At 42.6% G+C, this 17,103-nt stretch carries 18 protein-coding genes; 13 read left to right on the top strand and 5 right to left on the bottom strand.

What is annotated here, in order from left to right; genetic code table 11:
- Positions 1-14 precede the first annotated feature (14 nt).
- Complete coding sequence (locus HMPREF9447_RS01900; protein ID WP_009127537.1) at positions 15-464, bottom strand: cold-shock protein; 450 nt, start codon at positions 462-464, stop codon at positions 15-17.
- Between the two features lie 329 nt (positions 465-793).
- Between HMPREF9447_RS01900 and purT the strand changes: the two genes are divergently transcribed.
- The gene (gene purT, locus HMPREF9447_RS01890; RefSeq protein WP_009127535.1) at positions 794-1,960 is read left to right on the top strand and encodes a formate-dependent phosphoribosylglycinamide formyltransferase; all 1,167 of its coding nucleotides are present in this window, start codon (positions 794-796) and stop codon (positions 1,958-1,960) included.
- 84 nt (positions 1,961-2,044) lie between these two features.
- Here purT and rpiA read toward each other — a convergent pair whose 3' ends face one another.
- The 3 genes from rpiA to HMPREF9447_RS01880 all read right to left on the bottom strand — a co-directional run bounded on the left by rpiA (position 2,045) and on the right by HMPREF9447_RS01880 (position 3,492).
- A complete protein-coding gene (gene rpiA / locus HMPREF9447_RS01885) occupies positions 2,045-2,746 on the bottom strand; it encodes a ribose 5-phosphate isomerase A (RefSeq protein WP_009127532.1) in 702 nt (233 codons plus the stop codon).
- Between the two features lie 9 nt (positions 2,747-2,755).
- On the bottom strand, positions 2,756-2,926 hold the full coding sequence (locus HMPREF9447_RS28685; RefSeq protein WP_009127529.1) for a hypothetical protein: 171 nt from the start codon (positions 2,924-2,926) through the stop codon (positions 2,756-2,758).
- Between the two features lie 80 nt (positions 2,927-3,006).
- Positions 3,007-3,492, bottom strand: a complete 486-nt coding sequence (locus HMPREF9447_RS01880; RefSeq protein WP_009127527.1) for a PepSY-like domain-containing protein — start codon at positions 3,490-3,492, stop codon at positions 3,007-3,009.
- Between the two features lie 151 nt (positions 3,493-3,643).
- Here HMPREF9447_RS01880 and HMPREF9447_RS01875 point away from each other — a divergent pair, with 151 nt between their 5' ends.
- Both HMPREF9447_RS01875 and rimI read left to right on the top strand, forming a co-directional pair.
- The gene (locus tag HMPREF9447_RS01875; RefSeq protein WP_009127525.1) at positions 3,644-5,110 is read left to right on the top strand and encodes a RimK family protein; all 1,467 of its coding nucleotides are present in this window, start codon (positions 3,644-3,646) and stop codon (positions 5,108-5,110) included.
- A 2-nt stretch (positions 5,111-5,112) separates the two neighbouring features.
- Positions 5,113-5,574, top strand: a complete 462-nt coding sequence (gene rimI / locus HMPREF9447_RS01870; protein ID WP_009127523.1) for a ribosomal protein S18-alanine N-acetyltransferase — start codon at positions 5,113-5,115, stop codon at positions 5,572-5,574.
- A gap of 261 nt (positions 5,575-5,835) precedes the next feature.
- Here the strand turns inward: rimI and HMPREF9447_RS01865 are convergent, their stop codons facing one another.
- Entirely contained in the window at positions 5,836-6,783 is a 948-nt protein-coding gene (locus tag HMPREF9447_RS01865) for a Dyp-type peroxidase (RefSeq protein ID WP_009127520.1), read from the bottom strand.
- Between the two features lie 379 nt (positions 6,784-7,162).
- On the opposite strand from HMPREF9447_RS01865, the gene atpD reads away from it, so the two are divergent.
- The 10 genes from atpD to HMPREF9447_RS01815 all read left to right on the top strand — a co-directional run bounded on the left by atpD (position 7,163) and on the right by HMPREF9447_RS01815 (position 17,069).
- Positions 7,163-8,680, top strand: a complete 1,518-nt coding sequence (gene atpD, locus HMPREF9447_RS01860; RefSeq protein WP_009127518.1) for a F0F1 ATP synthase subunit beta — start codon at positions 7,163-7,165, stop codon at positions 8,678-8,680.
- Positions 8,681-8,715: 35 nt separating this feature from the next.
- Complete coding sequence (gene atpC / locus HMPREF9447_RS01855; RefSeq protein ID WP_009127517.1) at positions 8,716-8,961, top strand: ATP synthase F1 subunit epsilon; 246 nt, start codon at positions 8,716-8,718, stop codon at positions 8,959-8,961.
- A 55-nt stretch (positions 8,962-9,016) separates the two neighbouring features.
- Positions 9,017-9,442 (top strand): hypothetical protein, encoded by a 426-nt coding sequence (locus HMPREF9447_RS01850; protein WP_009127515.1) that lies wholly within the window; start codon positions 9,017-9,019, stop codon positions 9,440-9,442.
- Complete coding sequence (gene atpB, locus HMPREF9447_RS01845) at positions 9,426-10,577, top strand: F0F1 ATP synthase subunit A (protein WP_044137324.1); 1,152 nt, start codon at positions 9,426-9,428, stop codon at positions 10,575-10,577. The genes HMPREF9447_RS01850 and atpB overlap by 17 nt, the downstream gene beginning before the upstream one ends.
- Before the next feature lie 27 nt (positions 10,578-10,604).
- A complete protein-coding gene (gene atpE / locus HMPREF9447_RS01840) occupies positions 10,605-10,862 on the top strand; it encodes an ATP synthase F0 subunit C (protein WP_007213986.1) in 258 nt (85 codons plus the stop codon).
- Positions 10,863-10,881: 19 nt separating this feature from the next.
- A complete protein-coding gene (gene atpF, locus HMPREF9447_RS01835) occupies positions 10,882-11,388 on the top strand; it encodes a F0F1 ATP synthase subunit B (RefSeq protein WP_009127509.1) in 507 nt (168 codons plus the stop codon).
- 80 nt (positions 11,389-11,468) lie between these two features.
- Entirely contained in the window at positions 11,469-12,029 is a 561-nt protein-coding gene (locus tag HMPREF9447_RS01830; protein WP_009127508.1) for a F0F1 ATP synthase subunit delta, read from the top strand.
- 89 nt (positions 12,030-12,118) lie between these two features.
- Complete coding sequence (atpA, locus tag HMPREF9447_RS01825; protein ID WP_009127507.1) at positions 12,119-13,705, top strand: F0F1 ATP synthase subunit alpha; 1,587 nt, start codon at positions 12,119-12,121, stop codon at positions 13,703-13,705.
- 126 nt (positions 13,706-13,831) lie between these two features.
- The gene (locus HMPREF9447_RS01820) at positions 13,832-14,719 is read left to right on the top strand and encodes a F0F1 ATP synthase subunit gamma (protein WP_009127506.1); all 888 of its coding nucleotides are present in this window, start codon (positions 13,832-13,834) and stop codon (positions 14,717-14,719) included.
- Between the two features lie 130 nt (positions 14,720-14,849).
- A complete protein-coding gene (locus HMPREF9447_RS01815) occupies positions 14,850-17,069 on the top strand; it encodes an AAA family ATPase (protein ID WP_009127505.1) in 2,220 nt (739 codons plus the stop codon).
- Positions 17,070-17,103 lie beyond the last annotated feature (34 nt).

Here is a 17,103-nt window from a genome sequence, read left to right as displayed (position 1 = left end):
GTAAGTTAAAATTGTTATTTATTAATGATTGAGATCCGCACGGCGTTCATACCCCGCGTACCGCGTTCAATTTCGAATGTAACACTGTCTCCTTCGGTTATTCCTTCGGGAGCGGACGTGATATGGAAGAAGTATTTCTCACCGCTTCCTAAATCTTTTATGAAACCATAACCTCTTGATACATTAAAATGTTCAATACGCCCGTTTAATGGCAAAATCTCTTCTGCCTCGCCCTTCTTAGGAACAGATATTTCTATTTCAGAAGCATCCACCTCTTCCTTAGGTTTCACACCTTCGGGCGTAGAATGAAGAATTCCATTTTCATCCACATAAGCCAGCATCTCTTCGAAGCTACGGCTACCAGTGCTAAGGCGTTCTTCTTTTCTCTTTTGTTTTTCTTCTCGTTTACTCTGTTTCGCTTTTTCTCTGTCTCTTTTACTTGATGTTACTCTTTTTACTGCCATTCTTAATTTAATTATATATTATGCAGCTTAAAAACACTGCATTTAGTTTCCTACTGACTAACTGCCGTATGGAACCATAGGATGATGGCATACTTGCAATTGAATCTGAACAAAGGAGCTGATTATGAGGTCATTTTGGGGATGGAGCAATTTGCGAAGTTCCGCAAAAATAAACATACACAAAGAAGAATTCAGAATAAACCCTATTGTTTATGGTACAAAGATACAGATAAAAATGAGCTATCCATCCGTTTTTTTAATTATTTAAAGGGCAGGCTACTTATTTTTTTACGTACATTTGCGCTTCTTAATGTAAACACATAGTAAAAATGAAGAAGATTTTATTGTTAGGTTCCGGTGAACTGGGCAAAGAATTCGTAATTTCAGCCCAACGCAAAGGCCAATATATCATAGCCTGCGACTCGTATGCCGGAGCGCCTGCCATGCAAGTGGCTGACGAATGTGAGGTGTTCAGCATGCTTGATGGCGATGCTTTGGAACGTGTAGTACGTAAGCATCAGCCGGACATCATTGTGCCGGAAATAGAAGCCATCAGGACGGAGCGTCTTTATGATTTTGAAAAGGAGGGCATTCAGGTTGTGCCCAGTGCCCGTGCCGTAAACTTTACGATGAATCGCAAAGCTATACGTGACCTTGCGGCACAAGAGTTAGGATTGAAAACTGCTAAATATTTCTATGCCAAATCTTTGGATGAGCTGAAAGCTGCTGCCGAAAAGATTGGTTTCCCTTGTGTGGTGAAGCCGTTGATGTCTTCTTCGGGTAAAGGCCAGTCTTTGGTGAAGGGCGCTGACGAGTTGGAACATGCTTGGGAATATGGTTGCAATGGAAGTCGTGGCGATATAAAAGAATTGATTATTGAAGAATTTATTAAGTTTGATAGCGAGATAACTCTGCTTACGGTGACGCAGAAAAATGGACCTACGTTGTTCTGTCCGCCCATTGGCCATGTACAGAAAGGGGGGGATTATCGTGAGAGCTTCCAGCCTGCACACATTGATCCTGCCCATTTGAAGGAAGCACAGGAAATGGCGGAGAAAGTGACATGTGCTTTGAGGGGTGCCGGCCTTTGGGGAGTTGAATTCTTCCTGAGTCATGAAAATGGGGTGTATTTTTCGGAACTGTCTCCACGTCCGCACGATACAGGAATGGTGACTTTGGCAGGTACACAGAACCTGAATGAATTTGAGCTTCATCTGCGTGCTGTGCTTGGGCTGCCTATTCCAAATATCAAGCAGGAACGCATAGGGGCAAGTGCTGTGATTCTTTCGACTATTGCCAGCCAGGAGCGTCCGGATTATCGGGGTATTGAGGAAGTAACGAAAGAAGAAAACACATATCTTCGGATTTTTGGCAAGCCAACAACGCGCGTCAACCGCCGCATGGGAGTTGTATTGTGCTATGCACCATTGAACTCTGATTTAGATGCGTTGCGGGATAAGGCAAAGCACATTGCTGAAAAAGTAGAGGTATATTAAGCTACTTCTACTATTATATAAAACTAGGAGGCTTTAAATATATTTTCAGGCGCGAATTACGAGAACTCGCGCCTGATTTATTTTTTATCTGGCTACTATTACTTCAACGCCATATCCTATAAAGAGCCCGCTTTCGATTACCCCGGTGATTGCTTTCAGATTTTGTTCAAGAGAAGGGTCTATATAACTGAAACGGGTGTCGAAAATAAAGTTGCCGTTTTCTGTCAGGACAGGACCGTCCTTTCCACCAGCAAGACGTAATACAATCTCTGATGCCCCTAATCTTTGCATTTCACTCTCCACGAGATTCAATGCTCCCGGGAATACTTCTACAGGTATTGGGAAGCGACTACCCAATTGCTCAACCAATTTGCTGTTATCAACAATGATGAAACTCTTGCTGCTGCTTTTTATCAGAAGTTTCTCCTTGAACATGGCTCCGCCACGTCCTTTTATCAGACTCCGATTGGGATCTACCTCATCCGCCCCATCAAATGTCCAATCCGGACGTTTAGCCCAAAGCGTAGTTTGCGGTATGCCCAACTGTATACAAGCCATAGAAATCTCCTTGGAAGCAGGAATTACCTCTATAGACAATGATTCCCGGCGAATCCGCTCTGCGAGTGCAAATAAAGTCAGATAAACCGTGGAACCGGAACCGGCTCCAATCACGTCACCATCTGTTGCCATTGCTGCAATTTCCCGCGCCACAATTTCTTTGCCTTCACGGTTGATGATTGTATTCGACCATTGCAAATGGTCTATCAGTTGATTATCCCATTTCATAGCATAATGTTAATCGTTATTATCCTCTTCGTCGTCGGTCAGATTATTCAACTCTACTTCGAGGTCAACCAACTCTTGTTCCCAGATTTTTCTGATATTTGCTGGCGTATTCTTGGGAGCATCTTTGATACGCTTTTGAGCCAATGATACTTCATGCTCAAGCTGTGAACGTCTACTCATAAGTCTTGTTATTTATAATTATTTTTATAATTAACACATAGCCTGATAGTATTGTTTTAGTGTTTGGCGGGAACTTCGCCTTATCCGAATAATTCGGGATATATTTCGCTGCTACCACCAGTTACATCATAACTTTTTAATAATGTACCATCTGGGGCATAAAACAACTGGATTTCCTTGTCGGAATTTTCTTCTTCTATATCAATGATAATGACGGTGGGCATTTTAGGGAAAGTTATGATCTTTATATATCTGATTTGTATAGGTGGTGTTTCACTTTTCATAAATGCTTTGGCTACTGGCGCAGGAACTTTCTCAAGACTTTCTACATCGGTTTCCGTCATTATCCACTGTGCATCTTTGCTGAACCATACGTCCTTTACCTGATTATCCGAGACAAATCCGGCAATGTGGTAATCACTTTTACGAAACCATTCTATGTTCGTTACTTTGGAATACATCTTTTTAAAGGCTTCCTGTACTTTTACGGGTGGGGTACCAGCAAAAACAGAAGCTGATATTATCAGCAACAAGCCTGCCAATAAACTGAGTTTAAACTTTTTCATAATCAAGGTTTGCTTTAGTTTTAGTTGTTGTTAGAAACAACGTTGGAAGGCTTTTGTTTATCGCTTTTTTGCTCTCTAAAATAATTATTGACCTTGCGATATCACGTATCATTTAATTCACTACTTTCGGGCACTTTTTTTAAAAGATGAGATGAATAATGTATTGATTCTTGTAGACAGCTTGGACGATTGGAAACCATATTCCAAAACAAACAGCATTTTGACGGTGTCCGACTACCTGAAGTATAAATCACCAGGGAAGGACCGTAAATTAGTAATCAACCTGAGCAATGATTATAGCTATAACTCCGAAGGCTATTATTGCTCGTTATTGGCCCAGACGAGGGGGCATAAAGTTATTCCCGGAGTAGATATTATTAATAAGGTAGAAGCGGGTACTGGTATCCGTATGGATAGCAGCCTACAGAAACTCTGTTACCAGTGGATACAGAAGAATAACATAACCGATGATTTATGGTATTTTAATGTTTACTTCGGTACCTGTAAAGAGAAAGGATTGGAACGTATTGCCCGTTTTATTTTCGAGAATTATCCGGCTCCGCTATTAAGGGTTACGCTGAATACACGTCATAAGAATCAGATAGAGAATATCCAATTTCTGCCTCTGAGTTCGATGAATAGTGAAGAAGAGGACTATTTTGCTAATGCGTTGGATTTGTTCAATAGAAGGGTATGGCGTAATCCTCAAACTTCAAAATCGGCCCGATACAATCTGGCCGTACTGTATGACCCGGAAGAGAAGTTCCCGCCAAGTGATAAAAAAGCACTTCATAAACTGCTTGAATTAGCCAAGAAGATGGACATCAATGCTGAGTTGATAACAGAAGAAGATGCCACGCGCCTGATGGAGTTTGATGCTTTGTTCATCCGTACTACTACTTCGTTGAACCATTACACGTTCCGGCTTTCACAACTGGCTACACAAAATGGTTTAGCTGTTATTGACGATCCACAATCCATTATTCGGTGTACTAATAAGGTATATCTGAAGGAATTATTTGAAAAAGAAAAGATTCCGGCACCACTTTCCATGCTGTTGTTCAAGTCGAATCTTAATTCATATGAGGAAATTACAGAGCAACTTGGAAGCCCTTTTATACTGAAAATTCCAGATGGCTCTTTCTCTATCGGCATGAAAAAAGTTAATAATGAGGCAGAGTTAGACGAAGCCTTGAAGATATTGTTTGATAAGTCGTCAATTCTCTTGGCACAAGAGTTCACTCCAACAGATTTTGACTGGCGCATTGGAATCTTGAATGGAGAACCTTTGTATGCGTGCAAATATTACATGGCCAAGGGGCATTGGCAAATCTATTGCCATTATGCTTCCGGACGAAGTCGTTGCGGGTTGGTGGAGACTATCCCTATCTATCAGGTACCGCGTAAGGTATTGGATACGGCGTTGCGTGCTGCTTCCTTTATCGGGAAGGGATTGTATGGGGTAGACTTGAAAATGGTGAACGATCGGGCTATTGTTATTGAAATAAATGATAACCCCAGCATAGACCATGGACTGGAAGATGCTATTTTGGGTGACGAACTCTATTACAGACTGCTGAATCACTTCTGGCGTATGCTGGATATTAAACGTTTCTGATAATGAAACGGGAATTTGGATTTCGGCTGGCTACGGTAGCTGATATTTCGTCAATTATGGAGATAGAGCTAATTTGTTTCGGGCAGGATAGTTTTTCAAAGCGACAGTTTATCTATCTTATCAGCCGTGCACAAGGACGTTTTTTGGTGGTAGAATCTCAGGGGAAAATAGCTGGGTACCTCAGTTTGCTGATTAATAAACGTGCGCACAGCCTGCGTATCTATTCACTTGCTGTCCATCCCGTTTTTCGTGGAAAAGGGGTGGGGCAGTTGCTTATAGAGCGGGCTGTGGCTGTGGCATACAAGAAAAGCTTGGGAAAGATAACTTTAGAGGTGAATGTTTCCAACTTCTCTGCTATCCAGCTGTATGAAAAGAATGGGTTTGAATGCGTGGGTATCCGAAAGAATTATTATCATGATGGGACAGATGCACACTATATGCAAAAGTCGGTTGCGAATACATAGTTTTATAGACAAACAGAGAGGTTATAACCCCTCTGTTTCACATTATTCTTAATTCCTGTTTAAATAGATAGCGAAATTTCGCATTTTTGCTGTCAAATTGTTAACAAGGTCAACATATCTATTAAACCTTGTTGTAAAATGCCTCGAATTGGCTCTAAAATTTGGAGAAATCAAGAAAAGCCGTACCTTTGCAATGTGTTTTTCATAGTATTAGATTTAAGGTTAACAAAAGATTGGCTGTCTGGGATAGATAGCCTTTTTTTATGCCTCTTCCCCAAGCATATCATACGATGGTGCAAAGAAAAGGGTTCCTGTTACAGCAGTGCTGAAATCCAGCAAACGATCGGTGTTGCCTACCGGACTACCAACAAACATATTCTCCAACATTTGACGCGTAGTGCTGAATGTACTTGCATATCCTATAAAATAGGTGCCATATTCTCCCTTTGAAGTATTAGCAAATGGCATATTAGCCCGCACTATTTTCAAATCATCACCGATGTTTGTGACAGCATTATGTGCATTGGCCGGCTTTTCTTCGTCCGATAGTTCCACATCATTGAATTTTCGTCGGCCTATAACTTTTTCCTGTTCCTCTACTGGAAGCGCATTCCAAGCATTCATATCATGGATGTATTTCTGTACAAATACATAACTGCCTCCTGCAAATTCCGGATCTTCCTCGCCAACTACAGCAAAATGATAAGGATTTTCATCTACTGCCGGAGATTCTGTTCCATCTACAAAACCGATGATTGCTTTGCCATCCATATACCTGAAACCGTGGGTTTCGTCAATTGCTTCAACTGCTCCTTTGAGTTTTCCGTCAATGATAGAGGCGAATTCATAGCACAGTCCCATCTGCTTGGCGCGAATGTGAAACAATATATCTCCCGGAGTGGATACAGCCGTATACTTACCACCTTTTATTTCTTTGAAAGTTTCCAGTTCTTTGGGTTTGCCTTTACCGGGGAAGATACGTTCCCATGCATTGGCACTGAAGCTGATTGTGCTGCTGAATTGTGCATCGGGAAAACGATTGCGCATGCTACGTATCAACGCTGAGAAATTGGCGCATACGTCTTTTACTTTATCAATGGCATCGGGGGCTTGAGTCAAGCCGTAGACGATGAAAATGGCATTTTCGCCTTGTCTTTCAGTTACATCCTGTGGGGTATTGCCTGCGAATGGATTTTGATTTGAATTCATAATCTTATCTTTTCATTAAATTTATACTTTAAGATATAACTTATCAAATGCTGTTTTGTTCATGACAAAATAGCGGGAATCCCTGTTTCTATCTGTTATTGAATGTTTAAGCAACGTTAAATAAGAGTGGCTTTTTTGTTCTGATTGTAGTAATAATAGTTCAAAAGGGTATAATTTATAGAAAAAAAGTTTCATAAGAGTACAACCTGAAAGTTTTTGTTTCTACATTTGCAAAGTTGTTTATGTAACTATTCTGCAAAAATAGGCTTTAGGGAGTTGAACAAAACTTAACCAACAAGTGTTAAGCTCATAGCAGCGGAATGACAGAAACGCGACCAGCTGAATTTAGAAAAAGAGAAATTATATAAAAAGATTGCTTATGTCACAAATTATCGGACATATCTCTCAGGTCATCGGACCGGTAGTAGACGTCTATTTTGAAGGTACGGATGCCGAATTGATGCTTCCAAGTATCCATGACGCACTGGAGATAAAAAGACCAAATGGAAAAACATTAATCGTGGAAGTACAGCAACACATCGGCGAAAATACGGTGAGAACCGTAGCCATGGATAGTACGGACGGTTTGCAAAGAGGTATGAAAGTGCATCCCACAGGCGGACCTATCACAATGCCGATAGGTAACCAGATTAAAGGCCGGTTGCTGAATGTAGTGGGTGACTCCATTGACGGTATGAAAGAACTGGATCGTGCCGGAGCCTATCCCATTCACCGGGATCCCCCTAAATTTGAAGATTTGACTACTGTACAAGAAGTACTCTACACGGGTATCAAGGTTATTGACTTGCTGGAACCATACAGCAAGGGTGGTAAAATTGGTTTGTTTGGTGGTGCTGGTGTGGGTAAGACAGTGCTCATTCAGGAGCTTATCAACAACATTGCTAAGAAACAGCATGGTTTCTCTGTGTTTGCCGGAGTAGGAGAGCGTACCCGTGAAGGTAACGATCTTCTACGTGAAATGATTGAGTCCGGCGTTATCCGCTATGGTGAGGAATTTAAGAAAAGTATGGAAGAAGGGAACTGGGATTTATCAAAAGTGGACTACAGCGAAGTAGAAAAATCGCAGGTATCTCTGATATTTGGTCAGATGAACGAGCCTCCCGGCGCACGTCAGTCAGTAGCATTATCCGGGCTGACAGTGGCTGAAGCTTTCCGTGATCAAGGTGCCGAGACGGATGGTTCACGTGATATTCTGTTCTTTATCGACAATATTTTCCGTTTCACACAAGCAGGTTCCGAGGTTTCAGCCTTGCTGGGACGTATGCCTTCGGCTGTAGGTTATCAACCGACTCTAGCCACCGAAATGGGTGCTATGCAGGAACGTATTACTTCTACTCGCAATGGTTCTATTACCTCTGTACAAGCTGTGTATGTCCCTGCTGATGACTTGACTGACCCGGCACCTGCCACTACTTTTACGCACCTGGATGCTACGACAGTATTGAGTCGTAAGATTACCGAGCTGGGTATTTATCCGGCTGTTGATCCACTGGAATCCACCTCTCGTATTCTTGATCCGCACATCGTGGGAGAAGAGCATTACGAAGTGGCACAACGTGTGAAACAAATCTTGCAGCGTAATAAGGAATTACAGGATATTATATCTATTCTCGGTATGGAAGAGCTCTCAGATGCCGACCGTACACTGGTGAATCGCGCACGCCGCGTGCAGCGTTTCTTATCGCAGCCGTTTGCCGTTGCTGAACAGTTTACGGGTGTGCCGGGAACGATGGTTTCTATAGAAGATACCATCAAGGGCTTCAAAATGATTCTGGATGGCGAAGTGGACTATCTGCCCGAACCTGCTTTCTTGAATGTGGGCACAATTGAAGAAGCGATAGAGAAAGGTAAGAAGTTACTGGAACAAGTGAAATAGAATTGATAATTAAAAATTAAAGAGGGAAAGAGGCTATGAAGAATTTGTCTTTGAACATAGTGTCTCCTGAAAAGGAAATATATAATGGAGAAGTGGAAAGTGTAACACTACCCGGTACGATAGGTACTTTTACCATCTTGCCGCAGCATGCACCTATCGTGTCTTCACTTAGTGAGGGCAAGGTGATGTATGTGCCAAAGGGAGGTGAGGAGCAGACCCTCGACATTAAGGGCGGTTTTGTAGAGTTGAGTGGTGGAGTCATTTCTGCCTGTGTAGACTGATCATCCGACCGCCTTTCATTCTTTAACTCTTTCATTCTTAATTTCGAATAATACTATGAGTATCAGCATAACAAAACGCAATTTCTTATACCAGATTACCTTGTTGTCATTAATTGCAGGCTGGTTAGGAGCGGGAATTTTTCACTATGCGTTGCCCGGGCACTATTTCGGAGGATACCCTTTTATTCCGGTGTATTTCTTCTTGTTCGGGCTTTTTGAAATATCAATGTTCGACGCATGTCGGAAACATACCCCGCAAAAGATGTTGCTGCTATACATGGCAATGAAGGTGATGAAGATGTTGCTCTCTGTGATACTCTTAGTGGTGTACTGCCTGGCAGTGCGAGAGGAAGCCAAGTTGTTCTTGCTGACATTCATTATTTACTATATAGTCTATCTGATATATGAGACTTGGTTCTTCTTTACTTACGAAGTGACGAAGAAACAGAAAAAAGAAAAGAAAAATGAAACAAATGCGTAATCTATTGACCGGAATATTCCTGATGCTGGGAATGCTACTCGTCACCCTACCTGTTCAGGCGCAGGGTGTTGAAGCAGAACTTGACAGCTTAGCTAAACAGGACGACGTCACTGCTGCCGAACAGAAAGAAAATACGGTAGACGTGAAAGAAATCGTCTTCGGACATATTGGCGATGCTTACGAGTGGCACATCACTACATGGGGAAAAACGCACGTCACTATTCCGTTGCCTATCATTGTATATAGTTCGCAGAGCGGCTGGCATGCTTTTCTCTCTTCGCGATTGGAAGAGAACGAGGGTGTTTATGAAGGATTTTCCATAGCGCCGGCCGGGAGCAAGTACGAAGGTAAACTGGTGGAACATGATGCGGCCGGAAACGAAATACGCCCTTGGGATATTTCTATTACCAAAGTGACATTGTCATTGCTAATCAATAGTGTATTGTTACTTATCATCATTCTGGCTGTTGCCCAGTGGTATCGTAAGCATCCACAAGGTAGTGCGGCTCCTGGTGGGTTCGTAGGATTTATGGAGATGTTTATCATGATGGTGAATGACGATATTATCAAAAGCTGTGTAGGACCGAAGTATCGCAAGTTTGCGCCCTACCTGTTGACGGCATTCTTCTTCATCTTCATAAACAACATGATGGGATTGATTCCTATCTTTCCGGGTGGTGCTAATGTGACGGGTAACATTGCCATTACAATGGTATTGGCACTTTTTACCTTTGTTGCAGTCAACCTGTTCGGAACGAAAACGTATTGGAAAGATATCTTCTGGCCGGACGTGCCTTGGTGGTTGAAAGTACCTATACCGATGATGCCTTTTATAGAATTCTTCGGCATTTTCACCAAACCGTTCGCTCTGATGATTCGTCTTTTTGCCAATATGCTGGCTGGGCACATGGCTATGCTTGTGCTGACATGTCTGATTTTTATTTCTGCCAGCATGGGACCTGCGCTTAATGGAACGCTTACAGTGGCATCTGTGCTGTTCAACATTTTTATGAACGCATTGGAGTTACTAGTAGCATTCATCCAGGCTTATGTGTTCACCATGTTGTCTGCAGTGTTCATCGGACTGGCGCAAGAGGAGCATAAAGAAGTAAAAGTGAAAGAAAACAATAATTAATAATAAACCATTTAAAAACAAAAGATTATGTTACTATCTGTATTATTGCAAGCTACTGCAGCTGCTGCCGGAATTAGTAAATTGGGTGCAGCAATAGGTGCCGGACTTGCCGTTATCGGCGCAGGTTTGGGTATTGGTAAAATTGGTGGTTCGGCTATGGAGGCTATTGCCCGCCAGCCTGAAGCATCAGGAGACATTCGTATGAACATGATTATCGCTGCTGCGTTGATTGAGGGTGTTGCCCTGTTGGCAGTAGTTGTGTGTCTGTTAGTGTTCTTCTTATAATTAAAAATGTAAATAAGTTATGTCATTGTTATTACCCGATAGTGGTTTGCTGTTCTGGATGCTTTTGTCGTTCGGCGTAGTATTCGTGGTGTTGGCAAAATACGGTTTCCCTGTCATTACCAAAATGGTAGAGGGCCGCAGAACCTACATCGACCAATCGCTGGAAGTGGCAAAGGAGGCCAATGAGCAACTCAAAAGGCTGAAAGCCGAGAGTGATGCATTAGTTGCCGCAGCCAACAAGGAGCAAGGACGCATCCTGCGGGAGGCGATGCACGAGCGTGACAAGATAATCGTTGAAGCACGCAAGCAGGCGGAAGTCGCCGCGCAGAAAGAGCTGGACGAAGTGAAAAAGCAGATACAGCAAGAGAAAGAAGAGGCAATACGCGATATCCGTCGCCAGGTTGCTGTGCTTTCAGTGGATATTGCGGAGAAAGTAATCCGTAAAAACCTGGATGAAGAGCACGAACAAATGGAGATGATAGATCGGATGCTGGATGAAGTGCTAACGGCCTCAAGGAGCAATTAAAGAATGAAAGAGTTAAAGAATGAAAGCTCTTTTGTGATGCTTTTCATACTTTAATTCTTTAATTATTAATTTTCAAAGAAATGGATATAGGAATTGTTTCGATGCGATATGCCAAAGCGTTGATAGAGTACGCGAAAGGTACGGGGACAGAAGACCGCGTATACGGTGAGTTGCGTATGCTGGAACGTAGTTTCCGCAAGCATCCTGATTTACGTGATGCATTGGATAACCCCATTCTGAAAATCAAGGAGAAATTTGCACTGATTTGTACCGCTGCTGTAGGCAACGGAGAAGTGAGTCGGGAGTTTTCCCGTTTCATTATCCTTGTGTTGAGAAACCGACGGGAGTACTATTTGCAATACATTGCTCTGACTTACCTTGACTTATACAGAAAGCTGAAGCATATTGGTGTAGGAAAGCTGATTACAGCCGTACCCGTGAGCCGGGAGGTGTGGGAACGTATTCGAGACAGTGCCTCCGCCTTGCTACATGCCCAGATGGAGTTGCAGACTGAAGTAGACCCTGCTATTGAAGGAGGTTTCATCTTCGATATCAACGATTTCCGGCTGGATGCCAGTATCGCCACACAACTTAAGAGAGTGAAACAACAGTTCATTGATAAGAACAGAAGAATCGTATAACAGTTATTAGTGATTAGTTATCAGTGATTACATAGCTATGTAACGGAACCGCTAATAACTAATCACTAATAACTAATAACTAAAAAAACATGTCTGAAAATATAAAAGTAAGCGAAGTTTCCGATATTCTCCGTCACCAATTAGAGGGGATTGATACTCGTGTGCAGTTGGATGAAATCGGTACGGTGCTACAAGTCAGTGACGGTGTGGCACGTATCTACGGACTGCGCAATGCTGAAGCAAACGAACTGTTGGAGTTCGACAACGGCATCAAGGCGATTGTGATGAACCTGGAAGAGGATAACGTGGGAGCTGTATTGCTGGGGCCTACGGATAAAATTAAAGAGGGTTATGTCGTGAAACGTACCAAGCGCATCGCTTCCATCATGGTGGGAGAAGGTATGCTGGGACGTGTTATCGATCCACTGGGAGCACCGCTGGATGGTAAGGGACTCATTGGCGGAGAGCTATGTGAAATGCCTTTGGAGCGTAAAGCACCGGGGGTAATCTATCGTCAACCTGTAAACCAACCATTACAGACGGGATTGAAGGCTGTAGATGCTATGATACCTATCGGTCGCGGACAGCGTGAGTTGATTATCGGTGACCGCCAGACGGGAAAGACAGCTATCGCCATTGACACGATTATCAACCAACGTGCTAATTTTGAGGCAGGCGACCCGGTATATTGTATCTATGTAGCTATTGGGCAGAAAGGTTCTACAGTAGCATCCATTGTGAATACACTGCGTGAATATGGTGCAATGGATTATACAATTGTGGTTGCTGCTACAGCGGGTGACCCGGCTGCATTGCAATATTATGCTCCGTTTGCAGGAGCTGCCATCGGTGAATATTTCCGTGACACCGGCCGCCATGCATTAGTAGTCTACGATGACCTTTCCAAACAAGCTGTAGCTTATCGTGAGGTATCATTAATTTTGCGTCGTCCGTCAGGGCGTGAAGCTTATCCGGGAGATATTTTCTATCTGCATTCTCGCTTGCTGGAACGTGCGGCACGTATCATCAATCAAGAAGAAGTGGCACGCGAAATGAACGACTTGCCCGACAGCTTGAAAGGTAAAGTCAAAGGTGGCGGTTCGTTGACCGCATTGCCCATCATCGAAACGCAGGCAGGTGATGTATCCGCCTATATCCCGACGAACGTGATTTCCATTACCGACGGACAGATCTTCCTTGACACTGACTTATTCAATCAAGGTAATCGTCCGGCTATCAATGTAGGTATCTCTGTGAGCCGCGTGGGCGGTAACGCTCAAATCAAAGCGATGAAGAAAGTGGCCGGTACGTTGAAGATAGACCAGGCACAGTATCGTGAACTGGAGGCTTTCACGAAGTTCAGTGGTGATATGGATCCTGTGACGGCACTGACCATTGACAAGGGGCAAAAGAATACCCGCTTATTGGTTCAGCCGCAGTACACTCCGATGTCAGTAGAGAAGCAGATCGCTATTCTCTATTGTGGTACGCATGGTTTATTGCGTAATGTTCCGCTGAATAAAGTGACTGAGTTTGAGCGTAGTTTCCTTGAATCGCTTGAAATGAATCATCGTGCTGATGTGCTTGATGTTCTGAAGGGTGGCGTCATTGACGATGATGTCTGCAAAAAAATAGAGGAAACTGCGGATATGATGTCTAAACAATATATATTATGAGGTTCTAAATATAAAGTATAAGGTATGAAGTATAAAGTATGAAATCAATTCATACCTGATACTTTATATTTCATGCTTTATATTTTATACTTAAAATTTTATATTTACCCTTTAATATTTAAGTAGATGGGTTCTTTAAAGGAAGTAAAAAACAGAATAAACTCCGTCAAGAGTACGCGTCAGATTACATCGGCGATGAAGATGGTAGCATCTGCCAAGTTGCATAAGGCACAAGGGCGAATTGAGAATATGCTGCCCTATCAACAGAAACTGAATGAGATTCTGACAAACTTCTTGTCTACTGATGCTACGTTCGAGTCGCCTTATACTGAGGTGCGGCCCGTGGTGCGGGTAGCAGTAGTGGTTTTCTCGTCCAATAGTTCGCTGTGCGGTGCATTCAATGCGAATGTGGTGAAAATGCTTGGTGAAGTATTAGAAGAACATAAATCACTTGGAAAGGAGAATATCTTGATATATCCTGTAGGAAAGAAGGTGGAGATGGCAGTGAAGAAACTGGGCTATACACCACAGGGAAGTTATCAGGAGATGGCAGAGAAACCATCGTACGTGCAAGCTTATGAGCTTGCCGCACTACTTATGCATGAGTTTGTAGAAAAGCAAATTGACCGTGTGGAGCTGATTTATCATCACTTCAAATCAATGGGCTCGCAGATATTGACTCGTGAGGAGTATCTTCCCATTGATTTGAGTAAAGTAGAGGCAACGGCTGCAACAGAAGGCTCTGGGAAACGTGGTTTCCAGAATGACTATATTGTGGAGCCATCCGTAGGACAGTTGATTGCAGATTTGTTACCGAAAGTATTGAGTCAGAAGCTTTTTACAGTGCTTCAGGATTCTAATGCCTCCGAACATGCGGCTCGTACGCTTGCCATGCAGACAGCAACGGATAATGCAAATGAGTTGATACAGGATTTAACGAAGCAATATAATAAGAGTAGACAACAGGCAATTACAAACGAGTTGTTGGATATTATTGCAGGAAGCCTGAAATAATAATAAGCTACGGGCTACAAGTTACTTAGCCCATAGCTTATTATTATTTCTGCAAAAAGATGTTGTAACGGAAGTTTTACTGTTTTATTTATATTACCTTTACACCTCCGTAACCAACATTGATGAACTAATGGAACAGAATCCAGAATTGTCACTTGCATGGCAATTTATTGAAAATACAGGCACCCATCTATTTCTGACTGGTAAGGCAGGTACCGGAAAAACAACTTTTCTGCGGAAACTGAAAGCTGAAAGTCCCAAACGTATGATTGTTCTTGCCCCAACCGGCATCGCAGCCATTAATGCAGGTGGTGTAACTATACATTCCTTTTTTCAACTTCCCTTTGCTCCTTATGTGCCCGATACCTCATTCAGTGCCGATGGCAAAGCACAGTACCGTTTTCGTTTCGGAAAAGACAAGCTCAACATCATGCGCAGTATAGACTTGCTTGTGATTGATGAAATCAGTATGGTGCGTGCTGACTTATTGGATGCGATAGATGATGTATTACGACGTTTCCGTGACCGCGGTAAACCTTTTGGCGGTGTGCAGTTGCTGATGATTGGTGACTTGCAACAGCTTTCTCCGGTAATAAAGGATGAAGAATGGCAGATGCTGAACCGCTATTATGATACCCCTTATTTTTTTTCCAGTCGTGCATTGCGACAATCGGAATACTGTACCATTGAACTGAAAACTGTGTATCGTCAAAGTGATACCCATTTTCTGGATATGTTGAACCGCATCAGGGAGAATCGTTGCGACCAGGCTTTGCTGGAAGAACTGAACCAGAGATACATACCGAATTTTAATCCATCCAAAGAAGAAGGATATATTCAGTTGACCACTCATAATTATCAGGCACAGCGCATCAATGAGTATGAGCTGGCACAATTGCCTGGCCGTTCTTTCACGTTCCGTGCCCAGATAGAAGGTAAATTCCCCGAATATTCTTATCCAACGGACGAAGTGCTAGAATTAAAGCGTGGTGCACAAATTATGTTTGTGAAGAACGACTCATCCGGTGAACACCGTTATTATAATGGTATGATTGGTGAAGTAGTGAACGTTTCAGCTTTAGGCATCGAAGTGCGGAGCAAGGGAAGTGACGAAGCTTTTATGTTGCAAGAAGAAGAATGGACAAATGCCAAATATGTGCTGGATGAAGAAACGAAAGAAATTACAGAAGATATAGAAGGTGTTTTCAAACAATTTCCTCTGAAACTGGCATGGGCAATTACCATTCATAAAAGTCAAGGACTGACGTTTGAACGAGCCATCATAGATGCCAGTGCATCTTTTGCACACGGGCAAACATATGTGGCATTAAGTCGCTGTAAGACATTGGAAGGCATGGTACTGAGCGCTCCATTGTCAGCAAGAGCAGTTATCAGCGATAGTGCGGTAGATGCCTTCACGGAAGACGCACGTAGAAATGAACCCGACGAAACGCGGTACCGGAGATTACAGCAATCCTATTTTCTGGAACTACTTTCAGGGTTGTTCGACTTCGTGCCACTGGAACAGGCTTTGAAGCGGTTTGTGAGATTATTGGATGAGCATTTGTATAAACTCTATCCGAAATTATTGGCGGAGTATAAGTCGGAAACCGAACGTTTCCATGAAAAGGTGACGAAAGTTGCTCAGAAATTCAGTCTTCAGTATACACGTTTAGTTGATGCAGCAGAAGATTATGCGACGGATAAAGGCCTGCAAGAACGCATTCATCTGGGAGCAGAATATTTTAAAGAACAATTAGCTCCACTAGATGCTATCAGAAGCAATACAATGGTGGAAACAGACAATAAGGAGCTGAAGAAACAACTGAAGATAGCTAATGAAGAATTGGATGATATATTTTTGTTGAAAGCAGATTTATTGGAATTTGTAGTCAGTAATAGTTTTCATGTCGGAGAGTATTTAAAGCAAAAAGCAATACTTTCCATCGATGATACTGCACCAACGAAAAGCAAAGGGGACAAACGCTCCGATAACTCTTCCGGGAAAAGAAGACGGAAGGAAGAAGTTGAAGAAGGCAGAGGTAACTCTTCACGGAAAAAAACAGCAGCTGTGGAAGTGCCTTCTGATATTTTGCATCCGGAACTATATAAACGTCTGGTAGCTTGGCGTAATGCAGAAGCGTCTCAATTAGGATTGCCGGTATATACAGTTATTCAGCAGAAAGCAATTTTGGGTATTACCAATCTATTACCGGAAGATAAAGCCGCTCTTCTTCGGATACCTTACTTTGGCAAAAAAGGAGTGGAGAAGTACGGAGATGAACTTTTGGAAATGGTGAGAAAATATATGAAAGAAAGTGGAATAAAAGAAACGTTGTTTAGTGATTAGGGATAAGTGATGAGTGATTAGCAATGTGCATTGT

The organism is Bacteroides oleiciplenus YIT 12058 (assembly GCF_000315485.1).
Lineage (GTDB): Bacteria > Bacteroidota > Bacteroidia > Bacteroidales > Bacteroidaceae > Bacteroides > Bacteroides oleiciplenus.
Note: the sequence above shows the minus strand (reverse complement) of the source record. Positions and strands in the feature narration are given on the sequence as shown.